The sequence below is a fragment of the Rhodococcus sp. S3 genome (assembly GCF_058211795.1).
In genome coordinates, this window is sequence record NZ_CM177074.1 from 4,688,801 (window position 1) to 4,706,864 (window position 18,064).

The 18,064-nt window shown below is 68.0% G+C and carries 19 protein-coding genes; 5 read left to right on the top strand and 14 right to left on the bottom strand.

Translation table 11 applies throughout. The features are described 5' to 3' along the window. Position 1 precedes the first annotated feature (1 nt). The 4 genes from AC0LPE_RS21645 to AC0LPE_RS21660 are packed head-to-tail and all read right to left on the bottom strand — an operon-like array spanning position 2 to position 3,556. Positions 2-1,462, bottom strand: a complete 1,461-nt coding sequence (locus AC0LPE_RS21645; RefSeq protein ID WP_490605205.1) for an FAD-dependent oxidoreductase — start codon at positions 1,460-1,462, stop codon at positions 2-4. Next, positions 1,459-2,256 (bottom strand): SDR family NAD(P)-dependent oxidoreductase, encoded by a 798-nt coding sequence (locus tag AC0LPE_RS21650; protein WP_026061203.1) that lies wholly within the window; start codon positions 2,254-2,256, stop codon positions 1,459-1,461. Before AC0LPE_RS21650 ends, AC0LPE_RS21645 begins: the two co-directional genes overlap by 4 nt. Beyond that, a complete protein-coding gene (locus tag AC0LPE_RS21655) occupies positions 2,249-3,079 on the bottom strand; it encodes an SDR family NAD(P)-dependent oxidoreductase (protein WP_490605206.1) in 831 nt (276 codons plus the stop codon). Before AC0LPE_RS21655 ends, AC0LPE_RS21650 begins: the two co-directional genes overlap by 8 nt. 48 nt (positions 3,080-3,127) lie before the next feature. After that, positions 3,128-3,556 (bottom strand): nuclear transport factor 2 family protein, encoded by a 429-nt coding sequence (locus AC0LPE_RS21660; RefSeq protein ID WP_016692518.1) that lies wholly within the window; start codon positions 3,554-3,556, stop codon positions 3,128-3,130. 179 nt (positions 3,557-3,735) lie between these two features. Between AC0LPE_RS21660 and AC0LPE_RS21665 the strand changes: the two genes are divergently transcribed. The 3 genes from AC0LPE_RS21665 (at position 3,736) to AC0LPE_RS21675 (ending at position 7,711) form a co-directional block, all read left to right on the top strand. Continuing rightward, positions 3,736-4,398 (top strand): IclR family transcriptional regulator, encoded by a 663-nt coding sequence (locus AC0LPE_RS21665; protein ID WP_172414985.1) that lies wholly within the window; start codon positions 3,736-3,738, stop codon positions 4,396-4,398. A 109-nt stretch (positions 4,399-4,507) separates the two neighbouring features. After that, positions 4,508-6,013, top strand: a complete 1,506-nt coding sequence (locus tag AC0LPE_RS21670; RefSeq protein WP_006554660.1) for a YhgE/Pip domain-containing protein — start codon at positions 4,508-4,510, stop codon at positions 6,011-6,013. A gap of 132 nt (positions 6,014-6,145) precedes the next feature. After that, positions 6,146-7,711, top strand: a complete 1,566-nt coding sequence (locus tag AC0LPE_RS21675; RefSeq protein ID WP_172414984.1) for a bifunctional 3'-5' exonuclease/DNA polymerase — start codon at positions 6,146-6,148, stop codon at positions 7,709-7,711. Here AC0LPE_RS21675 and AC0LPE_RS21680 read toward each other — a convergent pair. From AC0LPE_RS21680 to AC0LPE_RS21695, 4 genes are read right to left on the bottom strand one after another with little or no spacing between them, the layout of a single operon-like run. Next, entirely contained in the window at positions 7,684-8,580 is an 897-nt protein-coding gene (locus AC0LPE_RS21680; RefSeq protein WP_490605207.1) for a DNA-3-methyladenine glycosylase 2, read from the bottom strand. The two genes, AC0LPE_RS21675 and AC0LPE_RS21680, sit on opposite strands and share 28 nt — an antisense overlap. Next, positions 8,577-9,173: a methylated-DNA--[protein]-cysteine S-methyltransferase gene (locus AC0LPE_RS21685; protein WP_006554657.1), complete on the bottom strand. Its 597-nt coding sequence runs from the start codon at positions 9,171-9,173 to the stop codon at positions 8,577-8,579. The genes AC0LPE_RS21680 and AC0LPE_RS21685 overlap by 4 nt, the downstream gene beginning before the upstream one ends. After that, entirely contained in the window at positions 9,161-9,676 is a 516-nt protein-coding gene (locus AC0LPE_RS21690) for an RNA polymerase sigma factor (protein WP_490605208.1), read from the bottom strand. Before AC0LPE_RS21690 ends, AC0LPE_RS21685 begins: the two co-directional genes overlap by 13 nt. Further along, positions 9,663-10,193 (bottom strand): methylated-DNA--[protein]-cysteine S-methyltransferase, encoded by a 531-nt coding sequence (locus AC0LPE_RS21695; RefSeq protein ID WP_088898651.1) that lies wholly within the window; start codon positions 10,191-10,193, stop codon positions 9,663-9,665. The genes AC0LPE_RS21690 and AC0LPE_RS21695 overlap by 14 nt, the downstream gene beginning before the upstream one ends. 108 nt (positions 10,194-10,301) lie before the next feature. On the opposite strand from AC0LPE_RS21695, the gene AC0LPE_RS21700 reads away from it, so the two are divergent. After that, positions 10,302-11,024, top strand: coding sequence for a ribulose 1,5-bisphosphate carboxylase large subunit (locus AC0LPE_RS21700; protein ID WP_088898650.1), 723 nt, complete (start codon positions 10,302-10,304; stop codon positions 11,022-11,024). Positions 11,025-11,066: 42 nt separating this feature from the next. On the opposite strand, the gene AC0LPE_RS21705 is transcribed toward AC0LPE_RS21700, so the two are convergent. Beyond that, on the bottom strand, positions 11,067-11,687 hold the full coding sequence (locus tag AC0LPE_RS21705) for a TetR/AcrR family transcriptional regulator (RefSeq protein WP_490605209.1): 621 nt from the start codon (positions 11,685-11,687) through the stop codon (positions 11,067-11,069). Positions 11,688-11,782: 95 nt separating this feature from the next. On the opposite strand from AC0LPE_RS21705, the gene AC0LPE_RS21710 reads away from it, so the two are divergent. Beyond that, positions 11,783-13,162 carry a cytochrome P450 gene (locus AC0LPE_RS21710; protein ID WP_490605210.1) on the top strand — a complete coding sequence of 460 codons (1,380 nt, stop codon included), beginning with the start codon at positions 11,783-11,785 and terminating at the stop codon, positions 13,160-13,162. Between the two features lie 4 nt (positions 13,163-13,166). Here AC0LPE_RS21710 and AC0LPE_RS21715 read toward each other — a convergent pair whose 3' ends face one another. From AC0LPE_RS21715 to AC0LPE_RS21735, 5 genes are all read right to left on the bottom strand, one after another. Next, complete coding sequence (locus AC0LPE_RS21715; RefSeq protein ID WP_088898648.1) at positions 13,167-13,901, bottom strand: SDR family NAD(P)-dependent oxidoreductase; 735 nt, start codon at positions 13,899-13,901, stop codon at positions 13,167-13,169. Beyond that, complete coding sequence (locus AC0LPE_RS21720) at positions 13,898-14,926, bottom strand: phosphotransferase family protein (RefSeq protein WP_490605211.1); 1,029 nt, start codon at positions 14,924-14,926, stop codon at positions 13,898-13,900. The genes AC0LPE_RS21715 and AC0LPE_RS21720 overlap by 4 nt, the downstream gene beginning before the upstream one ends. Then, positions 14,923-16,134, bottom strand: a complete 1,212-nt coding sequence (locus AC0LPE_RS21725; RefSeq protein ID WP_088898706.1) for an acyl-CoA dehydrogenase family protein — start codon at positions 16,132-16,134, stop codon at positions 14,923-14,925. The genes AC0LPE_RS21720 and AC0LPE_RS21725 overlap by 4 nt, the downstream gene beginning before the upstream one ends. 93 nt (positions 16,135-16,227) lie before the next feature. Continuing rightward, positions 16,228-16,854 carry a TetR/AcrR family transcriptional regulator gene (locus tag AC0LPE_RS21730; RefSeq protein ID WP_088898646.1) on the bottom strand — a complete coding sequence of 209 codons (627 nt, stop codon included), beginning with the start codon at positions 16,852-16,854 and terminating at the stop codon, positions 16,228-16,230. 66 nt (positions 16,855-16,920) lie between these two features. Next, a complete protein-coding gene (locus AC0LPE_RS21735) occupies positions 16,921-18,048 on the bottom strand; it encodes an NDMA-dependent alcohol dehydrogenase (RefSeq protein ID WP_006554686.1) in 1,128 nt (375 codons plus the stop codon). Between the last annotated feature and the right edge of the window lie 16 nt (positions 18,049-18,064).

Here is an 18,064-nt window from a genome sequence, read left to right on the forward strand (position 1 = left end):
GCTACACGCCGGCAACGCCGAGTGCGGTGCGTGGAGCGGCGCCGGATGCAGCCGACCGGGCCGCGTTGAGGCCGGCGATGCGGCCCATGGTCAATGCGTTGGCGACGGCGTTGCCGCCGCCCACATAGCGGAGGCCGAGGATGCCGGCGCCCGCTTCTCCGGCCGCGTACAGGCCGGGTACGACGTTCCCGATGGTGTCGAGAACTTCCGCGTTCGGGTTGATCTCGAGCCCGGCGTGGGTGCAGACCAGTTCGGCGGGCAGCATACGTGCCGCGTAGAACGGTCCCTCCGCGATGGGGTCGGGGTTCGAGGTCGATCCCTTGTTGGCGAGGGTGCGATGCCGCAGGAAGTCGGGATCGATCCCATTGGGCAGCTGGGTGTTCCAACGGTCGATGGTGGCGACCAACGCATCGACCGGTACGCCGATGAGGTCGGCGAGTTCGGGGAGGTTGTCGGCACGCAGGGTACGACCGGCGTCGGCTTCCTCTGCGATCCGGTCAGCGTCCCAGTCGGTGTAACCGCCGGGCAGCCCGGTGCGCGCCTTCTCGTCGAAGATCGCCCACACCGACCCGTCCTGACGATCCATGAGACCACCGGAGACCGCGTACGAGGCGTCCTCGTCCATGAACCGCCGACCGGACTTGTTCACATACACCCGCGACTTGGGCGGGAAGCCTGCCTGCCAGTGGTGGTAACGCTGGAAGTAGGCGGTGGGCATGGTCAGCCCCCAGTCCTTGCCGGCGATGGCCGAGTCCACCTGTTCGCCGAAGCGGAAGTGGTCGCCACGGCTACCCGGGGCGGCGACGACGAAGAGCGACTCGCCTGCTCCGAGCGGATACGGGTAGTACTGCTCGAGCAGGTCGCGGTTCTGCGCGAAGCCACCGGACGCGACCACGACGGCATGGGCACGGACCTCGATGTCGTCGGCGACGACACCGACCACACGTCCGTCCTCGACGAGCAGCCGCTGGACCCGGGTGCCGAGCACGGCTTCCACACCGTGTGCGCGACGTGCACGGTCGAGGGTCTGCACGAGTCCGTAACCCTGGTCCTTCGGCACGTGCCCGCGCCACACGTCTTCGACGCCGGCCTGGCACAGACCGGGCATGTGCGCGTTCGACGATTCCCGGGCGGGGATCTCCACACCGAGACCGATCAGCCACTCGAGGGTGGGGCCCGCGTTCTCGCAGAACGCACGGACCAACCCGGGTGTGAGGACCCAGTGGTTCAGATCCATGTAGTGCTGGAAGAACTTCTCGGCGGAGTCCTCGATACCGAGACCGCGCTGCACACTGGTGCCTGCCGCAGTGAACAGTCCCGCGGAGAGTTGCGTCGACCCACCCAGTTCGGTTTCGGATTCGAACAGCAGGACGCTCGCGCCGGATTCGGCAGCGGACACTGCGGCCGCGAGACCGGCACCGCCACCACCGATCACCACGACGTCGATGATGTCGTCATTCATGAGAGTTGATCTCCCGTCTCCGCGATGATGCGGTGATAGAGGCCGTTGGACGTCATGCCGCCGTCGACGGTCACTTCGCTGCCGGTCATGTAGCTCGAACGATCCGACAGCAGGAAGAGCACAGCGTCGGTGATCTCGTCGACGGTGGCCATCCGGCCGGCCGGAACGCTGTTCAATGCGGCACCGACGAACGCGTCGGCGCCGCCGAGCAGGGCCGTGCCCACGAGGCCGGGATGAACCGAATTGACGCGGATACCCCAGCGCGCGAAGTTCCCCGCCGCCGATTTGGACAGGCCCCGCAGACCCCACTTGCTCGACGAATAGGCCGGAGAGAAGTAGCCGATCTGCCCCGAGATCGACGAGATGTTGACGATCGAGCCGCCACCGCTGTCGCGCATGAGCGGAGCCACCGCCTTCATCCCGTAGAACGGGCCGAACAGGTTGATCCGCATGGTCTTCTCCCAGACGTCGTCCGGGGTGTCCATGAATTCGAGACGTCGGGAGATGCCGGCGTTGTTGACGAGTCCGCCGAGTTCACCTCGCTGGGAGCGGATCTCGTCGACGACTCGCTCCCATGCCGCGGCGTCGGACACGTCGAGCGTATGCGCCGATGCGGAACCACCGGCCGCCTCGATCTGTTCGACGACCTCGGACGGGTCGTGGATATCCGCAAGGCACACATGCGTTCCCCGCGCAGCAAGCGCACGGGCATGATTGGCGCCCATTCCCCCGGCCGCGCCCGTGACGAGCACGACCGAGGGGTACGACACGGATTCGACGACGCTGTCAGACATGACGCGATCCACCGTCGACGGCGATCGAATGTCCGGTGACGTAGCGGGCGCTGTCGGAGAGCAGGAACAGCAACGGTCCGAAGACCTCCTCGGGGGCACCGAGCCGGTGCAGCGGGACGACGTCGAGCGCGTGCTTCAGTGCGGCCGGGTCCTCCTGGACCCACCGGGTCATCTCGGTATCGATATAACCCGGAGCGATCGAGTTGACACGGATTCCCTTGTCGCCGAACTCGACTGCCAGCGATTCGTTCAGATGGGCGACGGCGGCCTTGGAGGCGCAGTATGCACCGCGGCCCTTGCGCACACGCAGCGCCGAGACCGACGACATGTTCACGATCGCGCTACCGGGCTCCATGTGCCGCGCCGCGGCCTGCGAACCGAAGAGCACGCCTTCGACGTTGACGTCCAGGGTCGCCGCGATCTGGTCCTTCGAGATCTCCTCGGCGAGGGCGAACGGGAAGATGCCGGCGTTGTTGATCCAGAAGTCGATGCGACCGAACTCCTGCAGCGCGACCTGCGCGAGCGCCTCGTGCTCCGCCGGATCGGTCACGTCGACACGTGCTCCGATCACCGTGCCGGGCGTCTCGACGAGGGCTTCGACGGCGAGATCGGTGTTGATCTGCTCCGCGGTCTCCTTCATCTGCACGTCGTTGATGTCGCCGCCGACCACGTGCACGCCGCGCGTGGCCAGACCGCGCGCGAACTGGGCACCCATTCCGCGGGCCGCGCCGGTGACGACGGCAACCTTGCCGGCCATCTCCGGGTAGAGGGCGACGATCTGGGTGGTGACGGTACGGCCCGGGTTCTGGGCGTCAACGGTCATGGGTGATTCCTCCGAAAATGTGGAACGAATAGGAAAGAGATGCGACGGTCAGCTGTCGTCGCGGGAGACGACGCGGCGGGCTATGCGCCATTCGCCGCCGGTGCGCACGACGCGGTCGTCGATGGTGGTGAACCGGACGAGCCTGGATCCGCCGCCACGAACGGTGGCCACGATCTGCAGATAGGCCCGCACACGAAGGGTGTCGTCGTCGACGCGGTAGACGGCCAGATTCGTGACGACGTGCCGATGCACTTCCCCTGCAGCCTGCGCGCCGGCGTGGAAACGCTCGGCGAAAGCCGCGAGGTCGTCGGTTCCTGCCACGGGGGCGGGGTAGCTGGGCGAGCAGAACTCGCCGTCGGCGGTGAACGTCTCGGCCCACTCGCGCGCAGAGCCCTCGTCGATGAGGTGGCTCTGCCGGCCGTAGAGCTGGTGGATGTGGGCGAGAACCGCCGCGTCCACGTAGTCGGTCCGTGTCATGTCGTACGAAAACCATCCGTCGTGTGTGCGATAATCGCACTCAGTGTGCGATTAACGGAAATGCTAGGTGTTACAGTTCACAGACGTCAAGGGAGGTAACGGGGGTCATGACACAAATGCGGGATGTACCTGCACAAACGGGGGATCTGAATCTGCCGCGGATCGAGCCGGATGCCGGCATGTCCAAGACGCTCCACAACGGTCTCGAGATCCTGGAACTGCTCGCGCGGAACCCTCACGGCCTGTCGGTCAGCGAGATCGCCGAGAGCCTCGACGTACACCGCACGGTCGCCCACCGACTCGTCCGGACACTCGAGGCGCACCGACTGTGCCGCCGCGACGATCACAAGCGCATCTCACTGGGCACCGGCCTGGTGACACTCGCCGAATCCGTCGAGCAGGACCTACGGACTCTGGCCCGCCCCATCCTCGAGGACCTCGCCGACAGCGTCGAGGCCACCGCCCACCTCGTCGTCCGCGAATCCGACACCATGGTGCGCGCGATCATGGTGATCGAACCCCGGCGATCCGATGTCCACATCGCCTTCCGCCCGGGCCAGGTCCATCCGCTGGATCGAGGCTCGGCCGGTCTGGCAATCCTCGGATCCATGCCGCCACGCCCCGACGAGCGCCCGGAAGTGACCCGAGCGCGGCAGACAGGCTATGCAGTCTCTACCGGCGAGGTCGTATCGACCACTATCGGAATCTCGGCAGCAGTGCCGACGCGTCCCGGGGGTACACAGGCGGCGATAGGCGTCTCGGTCTTCGACGCCACCGATGAAGCCCACCTTGCGGCAGCCGTGGTCTCTGCGGCGTCGGCTCTCGGCGAGTTGCTCCGGTGACCGATGTCGGAATGAGCAGGGTCGGAGTGACAGATCACGTAGCCCGACTTCGCGTGCATTCGAGCACTCGACACCTCCGACAGCACACACCTGTGTGCACAATCGACAGGTGAGTTCAACCCAGTCGACCACCGATCCGCACCACGGCACCCTTCGCAGCCCGCGCTTCTGGCTCGCGCCCTTCGCTGTCGTCGCAGCGATGATGAGTGCCCTGGCCTACTTCTATCTCGGCGCACTCCTCGATCCGAGCGAGAACCTGAGACAGTTCCCGATGGCCATCGTCAATCAGGACGTCGGCGATGTGCTGCCCGGATCGGACGAGCGACAGAACTTCGGCGACCAGATCACCGAGGGCATCCTCGACGGCATCGATCCCGAGGAGATCGACCTCCGACGGATGGGAATCTCGGCCGCCAACCAGGGCCTCGACGACGGCAGCCTGTACGGCGCGATCGTCATCCCGAGCGACTTCACCAAACGCATCTCGATCCTCGCGCAGGCCTCGGTCGTTCCCGGTGACATCGAGAAGCCGATCATCACCCTCTACACGAATCCCCGGACGGGCGCGTTCGCGACGGGCATCGTCACGACGATCGGCGACCGCGCGCTGACCCAGGTGAACGACACGGTCGGGCAGCAGCTGACCGAGACCGTCACCGCGACGCTCGCAGAGTCGGCACCCGACCTGCAATTGTCCGGAGCATCCAGCCTCGTCCTGACCCAGCCGATCGATGCACTCACCGTCGAGCACAAGCCGCTGCCCGACGGGACGGGCGCCGGCCTGTCCGCCTTCTTCTACACCCTGCTGCTGATCCTGGCCGGCTTCACCGGCGCCACGATCATCAACGCGGTCGTCGACAGCGCCCTCGGTTTCGTGCCCACCGAATACGGCCCCCTCTACATCGCGCGGGAGACCACCCGGATGTCGCGCCTGCAGGTGCTGGCACTCAAGTGGGGCATCACGGTGGTCATGTCGTTGATCGTCTCGGCGTTGTATGTGTGGATCGCCACCGCACTCGGCATGCCGGCGCCGCGCGCGCTGCTGCTGTGGGAGTACGGGGCGCTCGCGATCTCGGCCGTGGGCATCACGTCCCTCGCGGTGATGTCGATCTTCGGCGCGGCGGGCCTGCTGGTGAACCTGATCGTGTTCATCGTGCTCGGCCTGCCGTCGTCCGGTGGCACCATTCCGATCGAGGCCACCCCGCGGATGTTCGAATGGTTGTCGACCTTCGAGCCGATGCACCAGATCTATCTCGCGGTGCGGTCCATCCTCTACTTCGACGGACGACCCGACGCCGGGCTCGGCCACGGCGTGACGATGACGATCGTCGGCGTCGTGTTCGGTCTCGTCGTCGGCGCCCTGGTGACGTGGATCTACGACCGTGTCGGTTTCCACCGGGCCGCGGACGCACCCGTGCGTCTGCCCTGGCGGCCGTCGCGACAGCAGGTTCGGGATTCTGCGGTCGCGACCGACACGGTTCGTTCGAACGACAGCGTGGACGCCGGTGAGGACGATCGTGACGATACGGGCGAATCCTCCGGCAGCTCCGAGCATGCGGGCGAAAGCGACGGGCCCACGAACGAAATGGGGGACCCCGCCGCGCGTCGGGGGTAGCGGCGGAGTCCCGCCACTACCACGGTAGTGGCGGTTCTCGCGGGGATCGCTCTCGATACGGGTGAATTCGAGGGTGAATCGGGGGGTCACCGCGCGTCGGGGTCTGTCGCCGTGATGGAGCACACTGTATGGGTGCGCACGGTCGTCGTTCCTCATCCTGCGGACGGCCGGGGCCGTCGCGGTGCAAGCATCGTCGAGGTCGACGCATTCGGTGCGCCGCTCAGCTCGGTGCGGGAGTACCCCGGATTCGCGGATGCAGTCGCTGCGATCGAAGCCGAATCGCGACCGCGCTGGGTGTGGACCTCGACGGCATCGGTCTATCCCGAGCTGCTCCGCGCCGATGTTCGGGTGCAGCGATGCCACGATCTCGCCACCACCGGCGCCATCCTTGCCGTACGCGAGGGCCTACCCCCGCCCACTGCGGAGGAGCCGGTCGACGAGCGGCCCGGCCTCTTCGATGCGGCTCCCGCGATCGACGTCGAGGCGGTGGTCGAGCAGTTCGCCGAGCAACGTCGCCGCATCTCCGGCGACGCCCGCCTCGAGTTGCTCACCGCCGCCGAATCGGCCGGCACTCTCGCAGCGGCCGAGATGGGTTTCGACGGGTTGCCGTTCTCGGCGCAAGCGCATCGTCGCCTCCTCGAGGACACCCTCGGGCCGCGCCCGACCGGCTACGACCTGCCGAGCCGTATCGCCGAAGTGGTCGAGGAGGTCAGCGCGGTCTTCGGCCGCCCCGTGAATCCCGCCTCCCACAGCGAGGTGCTCGAGGCGTTCCGTCGCGAGGGCATCACCGTCGAGTCGACCCGCAAGCATGTGCTGCAGCGGATCGACCATCCCGCGGTGCCTCTGTTGCTGCGGCACCGCGAGCTGTCGAAGTTGTACAGCACGAACGGCTGGCACTGGCTCGACACCTGGGTCCGCGACGACCGGTTCCGTCCGGTCTATGTTCCCGGCGCGGTCGTATCGGGCCGGTGGGCGAGTCGCGGCGGTGGCGCTCTGCAGATCCCCAAGGCGCTGCGGTCGAGTGTGATCGCCGATCCGGGCCGGTCGTTCGTCGTCGCCGACGCGGGCCAGCTCGAACCGCGCATCCTGGCGGCGATGTCGGGCGATCGGCGCATGGTCGCGGCTGCCGGTTCGGACGATCTGTACGCCCCGGTCGCCGCGGCGTCCTTCGGCGGCGACCGCGCGAAGGCGAAGGTCGCGGTGCTCGGTGTTCTGTACGGCGCCACGTCGGGCGACGCGCGTGCCCTGCTGACGGTGCTGCGTCGCAGCTTCCCGACCGCCGTCGACTTCGTCGAACGTGCCGCCCGTGCGGGTGAACGTGGCGAGGTGGTGCATTCGTGGCTGGGCCGTGCGTGCCCACCCGCTCCGGAAGGCTTCCACTCCCACGGTGATGCGCATGCGCGGGGCCGGTTCACGCGGAACTTCGTCGTGCAGGCCACCGCGGCCGAGTGGGCGCTGTGCGTGCTTGCGGAACTGCGACGGCGGCTGACCACCGATCCCGACCCGACGGCCGGCGATCTCGTGTTCTTCCAGCACGACGAGGTGGTGGTGCACACCGGCAACCCGGAACTCGCGTCGTCGCACATCACGGCGTCGGTCGAGGTGGCGACGCGCCTGATGTTCGGCGACACGCAGGTTCGTTTCCCGATGGACACCGCCGTGCGCAGCGTCTACGCCGAGGATGCGGGCGGCGAGTAGGTGGCGTGTGTCCACAGATGCATGACGGCGTAGGCCCGCCACGGCCGCCATTGTTCGGCGCGCTCGGCGGCTTCGCGCGCACTCTCCACCTGCAGGGCTCGTCGGAGAACGAGGTCGCCGGACGGATACGCGTCGCGGTCGCCGAGTCGTAGAGCGAGATAGTCGACGGTCCACGGTCCGATCCCGGGAAGCGCGAGAAGGTCTGCCGCGAACGACAGATGCTCCGGCGCCACCCCGTCGGCTGCGACCCGGGCCAGTTCGGCGACGGTGCGGGCGCGCGACTGCGTCGTGCCGATGACGGCACGCAGCTCGCTCTGCTCGACCGTCGCGAGTCGGTGCGGCGTAGGGAAGCATCGCAACCCACCGGGTGCACCGTCGCCGAAGGCTGCGACGAGTCGTCCTGCGAATGTGCATGCCGCAGCGACGCTCACCTGCTGCCCGAGCACTGTCGACACGGCGGTGGCGAACCAGTCGGTGGTGCCGAGCACGCGCAGACCGGGGTGGGTCTGCACAAGAGGCCCGAGCACGGGATCGGGCTCGAATGCCGCATCCACGACGGACGGGTCGACGCCGAGATCGAGCCACTTCCGGACCCTCTCTTCGATCTCCTCGACATCCGCACGACCTGCGGTCTCGACGTGAACCTCGAGATGTCGCACGTCCCCGCCTCTCCCGCCGTCGGGTGTCGCCGGGTCGTCGAAGCGGACAGCGACGTGCGCGACTCCGCCGGTCATGCGGATCGCGCGGTGATGGGTGCCGGTAGCGCTGTTGTGGTGTTCACAGCCGGGGACGGTGTGGCTTCGCAGCGACGCGAGCATCGGCCCCACCGCAACGGGTTCGGCCACCGGGATCCGGAGGGTGGTGATCATGCCACCGACTCGAGTTGCAGCAGCGCCCTCTTCGCCTCGACTCCCCCGACGTACTGCCCCATGCTGCCGTCGCTGCGCACCACCCGATGGCACGGCACCACCACGGGCAGCGGGTTCTTCGCGCACGCCGTACCGACCGCCCGCACCGCGCGCGGGCTCCCGGCCGCGGCGGCGATCTCGGCATAGCTCGCCGTGCGCCCGTATTCGATCTCGGGCAGACGCGTGATCACTTCACGACGGAATCCGTCGGCGAGACGCAGATCGAGCGGAACGTCGAAATGTGTCCTCGTACCGGCGAAGTACTCGTCGAGTTGCCGGACCACCGGGTCGAGTCGCCGCGGCGCGTCGAGCACGCGCGGGCTGATCCGGCGGGAGAGTTCGTCGAGCACGGCGTCGGATCCGTCGGCGACGTAGGCGACCCGCACGAGTCCGACGGGGGTGGTGGCCAGCAGGAGCGGACCGACGGGGGTGTCGACGACGCGGAACGCGACATCGAGCAACCCGGCCGCCTCGGCGTCGAGTACGAGCTTCTCCCGCAACCACGCGAGATCGGCCGATCCGACCGAGGGTTGTGGAAAGTTCATGAGCGACATCCTGTTCCGTGTTCGATCCGACGACGCAACGCAGCCCGACCGTCGGCCGCTGCGCGACGTGCCGCGGCCGGACTGTTGCCGAGGATCGTGCCGATCTCCGCGTAGGGCAAGCCCCCGACGTAGTGGTAGACCAGCGCCGCGCGCTGCGTGAAGGGAAGCTCGGCGACCGCGCTCCACAGTTCGTCGTCGCCCTCACCGGGGTTTCCCGTGGCCGACGCGGGTTCGGGGAGGTTCTCGGTGGGGACCGGCGCCCGCCCGCGCACCCGGTGGATGTCGACGGCCTTGCGGTGCGCGATGGTCACGAGCCACGCTTCGATGTTGCTGCCCGGTGGCAGGTCGGGATAGGCGCGCAACGCCGCGAGGAAGGTCTCGGACCAGGCGTCGTCGGCGTCGACGGCTCCGAGCAGTGCGCGGCAGACCCGGAGGACCGTCGCGCCGTGGCGGCCGACCACCTCCTCGAAAGGAGGCAGGCTCGCCCGCGGTAGGTGATCAGGCAGGGACATGGGTATCGCCGGCGACATCGGGCTCGGCGGAACTCAGCACCCGTGCCTCCTGGTCGAGCAGGAAGCGTTTGCGCTCGAGGCCACCGGCGTAACCGGTGAGCTTGCCGCTGCTGCCGATGACGCGATGGCACGGCACGATGATGCAGAGCGGGTTGCGGGCATTGGCCGCAGCGACCGCCCGTACCGCGGTGGGCCGGCCGAGGGCGAGAGCGATCTCCGAGTAGGTGCGCGTGGTGCCGTACTCGATCGTCGTCAGCGCCTCCCACACCTCGCGTTGGAACGGGGTCCCGACGGGAGCGATGGGGACGGTGAACCGGGTACGGCGACCCGCGAAGTACTCGTCGAACTGGGTGATCGCCTCGTCGAACCCCTCGGTGACCTGCTCGCCGAAACCGGTGCGGTCGGGCGCGGGGTGATGCTCGGCCATGTACACGCCGCTCAGGACGCCGTCGGTGTTCACCAACGTCAGCTCGCCGATCGGTGTGTCGATGACGGTGTGGGTGCGCAATGCGGTCACGGCCTCGATCCTTCCATCCGGTGTGTGCTCTGTACCGGGTAGACGAACGGGACGCCGAAAATGTGAGGTCCGTGATCACGACGATCGGACGTACTGCACTATGACGACATGATCTCGCTGCCTGTGCCCGCGCTCGGACTCTCGGTCGCCGGTTCCATCGTCGACGTCACCCGGACCGTGCTCGGACGCACCCGCGAGACCGCCGAGTTCGCGCTGTCGATCCCGGCGCGGGTGGAAAGCCTGCTCGGCGAGGCCGAATCGCTCATCGACTCGGTCGAATCGCTGATCCGCCGCATCGACAGCGTGGTCACCGACGCCACCGACATCGTCGAGGGAGCATCGGTCGCCGTCGCGCAGGCCACGCAGGTGATCGCCTCGACCATCGGCGTGGTGGAGGAAGCCGCCGACGCGGTCACGCGCGCCACGGAGATCATCGACTCGACGGGCGGGGTCGTGCGCGACGCGACGGCGGTCGCGGCGGACGCGCGGGTCGTCGTCGAATCCGCGGGCCGCAGCTCCGACGCCGCCGGGGAACTGCTCGAGACCTACAAGCCCCTCGCCGACCGGGCCGCTCCCCTGGCCACCCAGTTCGTCGAGGAGTTCTCACCGGAAGAACTGCGCGCGGCGATCAAGCTCATCGACCGGCTCCCCGAGATCACCGAGCGGGTCGACTCGGTCCTGCCCATCATGGCGACGCTCGACACCGTCTCCCCCGAGATCCACGAACTGCTCCTCGTCGCGAAGGACGTCCGACAGGCCATCGTGGGCGTGCCCGGCTTCAACTTCCTGCGCCGACGCGGCGAGGAGAAGGAGATCCAAGGTGATGACTGACCGCACCGCGGTCGGCGACGACTGACAGACCCCCGGAAGGCTCTACCGGTGGGCCGTCGAGAGGAACTGGTGCGTCGCCGCGTCGACGATCTCGTCGGGCGAGATGGTGATCTCGTCGTTCAACCACGCGGTGACCAGTTCGGCCAGACCCCCGACGAACAGCAGTCCGTTGATCTCACCCCGCTCCGGCGGCCACGCCCGGTCGCCGTACATGCGGGTCGCTTCGTCGGCGACCATCTGGGCGAAACTCCGTAGCGACGCTCGTCTGTGGGTGCGCAGGGGTTCGAAGCCGGCGGACTCGATGAGCGAGACCCGGCCCTTGCGCGGGTCGTCGGTGAGGATCGCGACGAACGACGCGATGGCGTTCCGCACGAGGTCTTCGAGTGTGCCCGTGTCGGCGCGGAGGACGGCGAGCACGGCCTCGCGCACCTCGTCGGCGATCTTGTCGAGGACCTGCTGCAGCAGATCGTCCCTGCTGGTGAAACTCTCGTAGAAGTACCGCTCCGTCAGCTTGGCGTGTGCGCAGATGGCGGTCATGGTGGCGCCGCTCTTCCCCGAGGCCGCGAACAGTTCCAGTCCTGCTTCGAGCAGGGCTTCGCGCCGCAGCGCGACACGCTGTTCGCCGCTCAGACCGGCGTAGCGGCGGGGCGCGGGGGAAGTCATGGGACCGATCTTGACAGACGCGATCGATGTGACGCAGACTACACCCCAATCTGACAGGGTCTCCTGTCAGATGTCCGCAGAACTGGAGGTTCGTCGTGACCCGGATCCTGGCGGCTCCCCCCGCCCACTCCCAGTTGCGCCCGGTCCCGGGACGATCGGGAATACCCGGTATCGGGCACGTCCTCGAATACATCCGCGATCCCCTCGCGATGATGCAGAAGCACTGGGACCGCTACGGCGAGGTCTCCTGCTTCTCGGCGGCCGGTCGACGCTGGATCTCGGTCCTCGGACCCGACGCCTGCCAGGAGGTGCTGCAGAACAAGGACCGGGCCTTCGCCAACGGCGACGGTTGGTCGGCACTGATCGGGCCGTTCTTCCACGGCGGCCTCATGCTCCTCGACTCGGAGGAACATCACCGGCACCGCCGCATCATGCAGCAGGCGTTCACCCGATCACGCCTCGAGAAGACCGTCGACGCCATGAACCCGTCGATCGCCGAGAAACTCGACAAGTGGGTTCCCACCGACGGATTCCGCGCCTACACGGCACTGAAGACACTCACGCTCGATCTCGCCACCGACATCTTCATGGGCGGCGCCGAGGACTCCACACCGGCCGAGATCGAAGCGGTGAAGAAGGCATTCATCGACTGCGTGCAGGCCGCGACCTCGATCGTCCGGTATCCCGTCCCCGGCACCAGATGGAAGCGCGGACTCGACGGGCGCCGGGTGCTCGAGGATTTCTTCCGGCACTATCTCCCGGCACGACGCTCGCGCGAGACGGACGACCTCTTCTCGGTGCTGTGTCACATCGAATCCGAAGCGGGACAACGGTTCAGCGACGACGAGATCGTCGATCACATGATCTTCCTGCTGATGGCCGCGCACGACACGTCGACCATCACGATCTCCACGATGATGCAGTATCTCGGGCAACACCCGCAGTGGCAGGACCGGTGCCGGGCCGAGTCGCTCGCGCTGGGCACCGCCGCACCGAGTCACGCCGATCTCGACGCGCTCGGCAGCCTCGATCTGGTGATGAAGGAATGCCTCCGGCTGGTCTCCCCGGTCCCGGTCCTGGCGCGACGGGCCGTGCGCGACACCGAGGTCCGGGGACACTTCGTGCCGGCCGGTACGTATGCCTCCGTGGCACCGCACTTCACGCACCACATGCCGGAGTACTGGCCGGAGCCCGAACGTTTCGACCCCGAACGCTTCGCGGAGCATCGACGCGAGGACAAGGTCCACCGCTACGCGTGGGAGCCGTTCGGTGGGGGCGTCCACAAGTGCCTCGGCATGCACTTCGCCGGGGTCGAGGTCAAAGCGATCGTCCACCAACTGCTGCTGCGCTTCGACTGGCACGTCGACCCCGGCTACGTCGCCCCGCTCGACTGCACGTCGTTGCCGTTCCCGTCCGACGGGCAGCCGGTCGACCTGCGACTGCGGTCGACCGACTCCGAACGTCAGGCCGTGTAGAGCATCAGGCGGTGTAGAGACCTGCGCCCGCGCGGCTGAGCACGAGCTTGGGCACCACGGCCCGCGACGACAGCTTGAGCAGCGCGTCGACGATCTCGACGACGTCGTTCACCTCGATCATGGACTCGGCCGGGATCTTGTCCTTGATCCAGTCGGACATGTCGGTGTCGACGTAGGCGGGTGCGAGCGCCGACGCCGAGATGCCGTTACCGGACTCCTCGGCGTTGAGCGTCTCCACCAGCGAGATCAACGCGGCCTTCGTCGCACCGTAGGCGGCGAGACCGGCCTCGGCGTAGACACCCGTGATCGACGAGAGCGCAACGATCTTCGATCCGCGGGCCGGATCGCTCTCCGCCTCGGCGCGCAGCAACGGCAGCGACGCCTGGATGAGCGCGAACGGAGCATTGAGGTTCACAGCGACCGTCTTGTCGAACCGCCGGGCCGGGAACTCGGCGATCGGGCCTGCCGTGCCGACACCGGCATTGAGGATCAGCGCCTTCATCGAACCGAACGCCTCGCGATGCGTCTCCACGACGCGGGCGGTGGCTTCCGGATCGGCGAGATCGGCTGCGACGGCACGTACCTCCTTGGCACCCGCCTCCCGCAGACGCTCGGCGACGCTCTCGAGGCGGTCCGCGCCGCGAGCGCTGATCGTCAGCGCGTAGCCGCGTTCGGCGAGGCGGGTTGCGATACCGAGGCCGATTCCTCTCGAGGCTCCGGTCACGAGCGCGCTGGTCACGCGTGTGCTCCCTTCAGTGCTGCGAGTCCTGCTGCCACCAGATCCGGCACGGCTTCACCGGCACGGTCGAAACCGTCGCCGACGGTCGCTCCGGCACGCCACCGATGGTTGATGCCCTCGGCGATGACGGCGAGCTTGAGGTAGGCCAGACCCATGTAGAAGTTCCAGTTGGCGATGTCGCGACCCGACGCCGTGGCGTAGCGCTGCACCAGATCGTCCGCCGCCGGCAGGCGGTCGCTCGACCATGCCGCCGGGAAGCCCAGGATGTCGTCGAGCGCCGGATGCCGGTACACGCACATCATGGCGAGATCGGTGAGCGGGTCGCCGAGGGTGGACAGTTCCCAGTCCACCACGGCGACGACGCGTGCCGGGTCGGCCGGGTCCAGGATGGTGTTGTCGATGCGGTAGTCGCCGTGGACGATCGACGGGGCGGGCGACTCCGGGATCGACTCGGCGAGCGCGGCGTGCAGTCGTTCGAGATCCGGCAGTTCGCGGGTCTTGACCCGGCCCCACTGGCTCGCCCACAGCTTCACCTGCCGGGTCACGTAGCCGTCCGGCCGGCCCAGTCCCCCGAGACCGACGGCCTCGAAGTCGACGTTGTGCAGTTCGGCGATGATGCGCACGAGTTCACCGACGCAGCGGTCGATCTCGTCGTCGCCGAGCGCGTCGAGGTCGGCTTTGCTGCGCACCACACGTCCGTCGACGAACTCGACGACGGTGAACGGCGCGCCCATCACCGAGTCGTCCTCGCACTGGACGACGGTGGGCGCGACCGGCACACCGGTGCCCTTCAGTGCCGACGTGATGCGGAACTCGCGGGCGACGTCGTGCGCCGACGGCGTCAGACCCGTGGTCGGAGGGCGACGCAGCACCCAGTGGGACCTGTCGTCGCGCAGCCCGTAGGTGAGGTTGGACTTGCCGCCCGAGATGAGCTCCGCCCGGAGTTCACCGTGGACGGTCACACCGGAGTCGGCGAGGAAACGCTCGAGAACGGCGAGGTCGAGTCCCTCGTGCACGGCGGTCATTTCGCGGCCTCGCGGGCCGCCTTGCGGACGGCGCCGACGGCACGCTTGGCGATGGCCCAGCGGTGCACCTCGGACGGGCCGTCGTACACGCGGAACGGCCGGACCTCGCGGGTGAGGCGTGCGATCGGAAGGTCTTCGGAGACACCGAGACCGCCGCACATCTGAGCGGAGCGGTCGACGATGCGGAAGATCGCTTCGGCGGCGAAGGTCTTGGCGATCGACGTGGCGTTCGAGGCGTGCGAACCCTGGTCGAGTTCCCAGCACGCCTGCACGAGCAGCGCACGGGTCGCGGCGATGTCGATCTCGTTGTCGGCGATCATCTTCTGGATCATGCCGAGATCGCCGAGGCGGGAGCCGAATCCTTCACGTTCCGCGACGTAGCGGACGGCGGTGTCGTGACCGCGGCGGGCGGCACCGAGCCAGCGCATCACGTGCGTCATGCGGGCAGGGCCGAGGCGCACCTGCGCGTAGGCGAAGCCCTGGTCGACCTCGCCGAGCACGGCGGAGTCGGGGACGAACAGGTCCTCGAAGTCGACCTCGCAGTGACCGCCGATCATGGAGCGGTCGAGGGTGTTGATATGGCGGCCGACCTTCAGGCCCGCGGTGTCGGCGGGGGCGAGGAACATGGTCGCGCCGCCGCGCTGGCCGGGCTCGCCCGAGGTGCGGGCCATGATGATGAAGAATCCGGCACCGTCGGCGCCGGTGATGAAGTGCTTGCGGCCGTTGATCTTCCAGCCACCGGAGACCTTCTCGGCGCGTGTATTCAGCGCGTTGGGATCGGCGCCGGCGCCGGGGGCGGGCTCGGTCATCGCGAAGGCCGAGCGCACGTCGCCGGCGGCGAGGGGCGCGAGGAACTGCTGCTTCTGCTCGTCGCTGGCGATGTGCGCGAGCATGTGCACGTTGCCCTCGTCGGGGGCGGCGATGTTGAGCGCGGTGGGACCGAAGAGCGAGTAACCCGCGGCCTCGAAGACCGGGGCGCGGTCGGACATGTTCAGGCCGTGGCCGCCGTATTCGACGGGTGCGTGCGGGGCGAAGACACCGGCAACCTTGGCGGCCTTCTGCAGATCCGCCCGGATCGCGTCGCCACCGGCCGCGGTGATGTCGCCACCGTGGGCGTCCTCGACGGGAAGCACCTCGTCGCGGATGAACTGTTCGGTCCGCGCGATGAGGTCCCGGACGTGGTCCGAGTAGGACAGGTCGACCGCCATGCTGAGCTCCTTCCGTACCGACCGATCGATCGCTCGGTCGAGTTCACGGTGGCATATCCCCGCCACCGGGTCAAGCCCGGAAGGCGCGCTCGGCTACTTCGCTCCGACCGCGCTCCGCGCGACCTGCAGGTAGCGGTGCACGATCTCGTCGGGCGACAGCGAGCCGTCCGGTCGGTACCAGCTCGCCACCGCGACGCACATCGTCGTCACGGCGCGACTGGCGTCCTGTGGGTAGGGGGTGGAGAAGGTGCCGTCGGCGACACCGGCCTCGACGATCTCGTCGATCATGCGCTGCTGCTCGTCCCGCAGGGCAACGAACGCGCGGCGGGCCTCGGGTTCCATGCTGCGCATCTCGGTCGACGCCACGAACGCCTGGTCGCGGCGGAACATGTGGAAGCGCAGCAGTGACTCGACGACGGCGTCGAACTTCTCGGAGGGGGTGGGTCCGGCTTCATCGATCGCCTGCCGGCTGCGCGCGAGCAGGTCGTGCAGCACGGTGGTCGTGAGCGAGACGAGCAGCGCCTGCTTCGATGGGTAGTGGTGGTACAGCCCCGGCACCGACAGGCCGGATCGCGACGCGACCTCGCGGATGGACGTGCCGTCGTAGCCGCGTTCGGCGAACGCCTCGAGTGCAGCGGCGAGCGGCTTGGGCAGGTCGGTCGGGCCGTAGTCCCGCCAAGAGCCGACGTCGCCGGAAACCGAATCCTCACGCGTGTCCATGCTCAACACCGTAAGGGACGGTTCCGGCGACGTCGGCGCTCGCAGGATCGAGAGCCGCTCGCAGGATCAGTAATCGTCCTCGCCGTAGAGGACGAGGCCGCGGAGGTTCTTGCCGGCGTGCATGTCGGCGTAGCCCTCGTTGATGTCCTCGAGCTTGTAGGTCTTGGTGACGAGGTTGTCGAGGTCGAGCTGCCCGTTGCGATACAGCTCGAGCAGCTTCGGGATCTGCGAGCGCGGGCCGGTGCCACCGAAGATGGCCCCTTGCAGGCGCTTCTGCAGCAGCGTCAGTTCGAACAGGCTCATCGTCACCTGCGAGTCGGTGGCGTGGCCCATGCCGACGACCACGACCTGGCCGCCCTTGGCGGTGAGACCGAGTGCGGGGCCGATGATGTCGCCGGTGATCTCACCGACGGTGATGACGGTGACGTTGGCCATCTGGCCCCAGGTGATCTCGCCGATCACCGGTGCGGCCTCCTCGATCGATGCGAAGACGTGCGTCGCGCCGAACTCCTTGGCCTTCTGCCGCTTGAACTCGACCGGGTCGATCGCGACGACGAACCGCGCCCCGGCGTGTGCTGCGCCCTGGACGGAGTTGATGCCGACACCGCCGACACCGATGACGACCACGGTGTCGCCGAGCTTGGTGCCGCCGATTTCGGTGGCCGAACCCCAGCCGGTCGCGACACCGCAGCCGAGCAGTGCCGCTTTCTCGAGCGGGATGTCCTTCTCGATCTTGATGACCGACGCCTCGTTGACCGTGACGTACGGCGCGAACGTGCCGAGCAGGCACATCTGCAGAACCGGGTCGCCGTTCAGCGTCGCGCGGTAGGTCTTGTCGGAGATCGCCTGGCCGGTGAGCAGGCCGGCGCCCTCGTCGCAGATGTTCTGCATGCCTTTGGCGCAGGCCCGACAGCGGCCGCAGGCGGGGATGAACGCGAGGACGACGTGGTCGCCCTCCTCGAGACCCCGTACTCCCGGGCCCACCTTGGTGACCACGCCCGCGCCCTCGTGACCACCGAGGACCGGGAAGGACGGAAGCGGTGTCGCCCCCGAGCGCAGATGCTCGTCGGAATGGCACAGACCCGAGGCCGCGAGGCGGATCTGCACCTCACCTGCGACGGGATCGCCGAGATCGATCTCCTCGATCTCCCACGGCTGGTTGATTCCCTTGACGACTGCTGCCTTCGTCTTCACCCGGAGCCTCCTGAGC